The 2,130-nt window shown below is 32.5% G+C and carries 2 protein-coding genes; both read left to right on the forward strand.

Features of this window, described 5'->3' with window-relative positions; all coding sequences use genetic code 11:
* Positions 1–921: glycosyltransferase (locus Q0352_RS04880; protein ID WP_299524475.1), on the forward strand; the 921-nt coding region annotated here is incomplete at its 5' end.
* Between the two features lie 70 nt (positions 922–991).
* A partial coding sequence (locus Q0352_RS04885; RefSeq protein WP_299524478.1) for an O-antigen ligase occupies positions 992–2,130 on the forward strand: 1,139 nt, incomplete at its 3' end.

Genomic DNA, 2,130 nt, shown 5'->3' on the forward strand with positions numbered 1-2,130 from the left:
GTAGGATATTTATTTCTAGACAAGAAAAAAATTATAGATGTTAAAGCATTGAATAAGCTAAAAAGATATATTACAGAACATAAAATAACAATTATTCATGCACATTCATCATCTTATTTTACAGCTGTTTTAGTAAAATTTTTAATTCCAAAAATTAAAATAGTATGGCATAATCATTATGGGAATGCAGTTAATTTAACTTTACGCAAAATTTTACCGCTAAAATTTGCTTCGTATTTTTTTAAAAGTATCATTTCAGTAAATACCATGTTAAATGATTGGGCGAAGTTAAAATTAAAAGCAGCTCATAACTATTACTTACCAAATTTTGCAGTATTAGATGCTAATATTCTAGCAACTACTAATTTAAAAGGGGCACATGGAAAACGGATAGTTTGTTTGGCAAATTTAAGACCAGAAAAAGATCATATCAATTTATTAAAAGCATTTCAGCGAGTGAATGAAATACATTCAGATTGGACCTTGCATTTGGTGGGATTAGCTATACAAGATACGTATGCTACAGAAATTAAGGAGTATATAGTCCATCATAAATTAAGTAATCATGTATTTTTGTACGGTAGCTGTTATGATACTTCATTTATTTTAGAACAAGCCTCCATTGGAGTGTTAGCATCAAAATCAGAAGGATTGCCTGTTGCATTGCTTGAGTATGGTTTGGCTAAGTTACCGGTTGTAGTCACTGATGTTGGAGAATGCGCAAAAGTAGTGAAACATAAAAGAAGTGGCATGGTGGTAGCTCCCAATAATGAAGTAGCATTGGCAAAGGCTTTAGAAATGTTGGTGTTAGATAAAAAATTGTGTTCAGAATTGAGTACTACTTTATATGAAACTGTTCAAATGAACTATTCAAAATCAAATTTTATACAAACGTTAATAGCGATATACAACCTTGATTAATTTTTCAAAACATACACGCTTATACGCATCCCTTTTCCATTTGCTGTTGGGCGTTTTACTGTTGTCTGGTTTGATTACCAAAGTATATTCTGGCTTGATCGTATTTTTTGGAGTTTTGTTTATTGTTAGGAATAAGAATAAATACAATGATGCCATTTTTTGGAGTGGCTATATGATAGGTGCTGAAGTCTTGTTTCGCATGTCTGGCGGGATGTTCTTTCATGAATTACCAAAATATTCCGTATTGTTATTTTTAGTAACAGGCTTGTTGGTGGAACGAAAAAGACATCATGTTTCAGTAAGTTATTTGGTATACATGTTACTTTTACTGATAGGAATTGCGTTTGTAGATATCCCTTTTAATGAATCAATACGGAAGGCGATTGCATTCAATTTGAGTGGGCCTATATTATTAGGGTTGTCTGCCATTTATTTTTACAAACGGGAACTTACCATACAGCAATTATTAGACTTGCTGTTTGTCATGGTACTCCCCATTATTTCAATGTTAAGTTTGCTGTATTTTAAAACCCCCAACATTGAAGATATCCGTTTTGGAGGAGCAGCTAATTTTGCTGCTTCAGGAGGGTTTGGGCCTAATCAGGTAGCCACTATTTTAGGATTTGGGGTGTTTATTTTTGCGATATTTCTAATTTTAAAAGAACGAATTTTCACAACTTTGATAGTTGATTTATTGGTGTTTACCTACTTAATATTTAGGGGATTATTAACATTTTCGAGAGGAGGAATGATTACCGCTTTTATAGCTTTAGGAGCCTTTATATTTTTTTATATTTTAGTTCGAAAAGATAAAGTGAAACAATTGATGAAGTATGCAGGTTTGGCAGCACTTTTTGGAATTGTATTGGTAGTATATACAGCAAATATAACTGGTGGGATGTTCATAAACAGATACACCAATAAAAATGCATCAGGCGTTGAAAAGGCAGATATTTCAGCAGGAAGAGTTGAAATATTTGTGACCGAAATAGAAGGTTTTTTAGAAAACCCTATTTTTGGATTGGGCGTTGGGGGAAGTAAATATTACAGGTTGGAAGAACTAGATAAATTGGCAGCTTCTCACAACGAAATTAGTCGATTAATAGCAGAACATGGGTTGATTGGTATTTTCGTTTTATTATTATTAATTGTGATTCCTGCAAGGCATATACTAAGCCAGTCTTTTTTAGCAAGAGCTTTTTTAAGTTC

The sequence above is a fragment of the uncultured Lutibacter sp. genome (assembly GCF_937891065.1).
GTDB lineage: Bacteria > Bacteroidota > Bacteroidia > Flavobacteriales > Flavobacteriaceae > Lutibacter.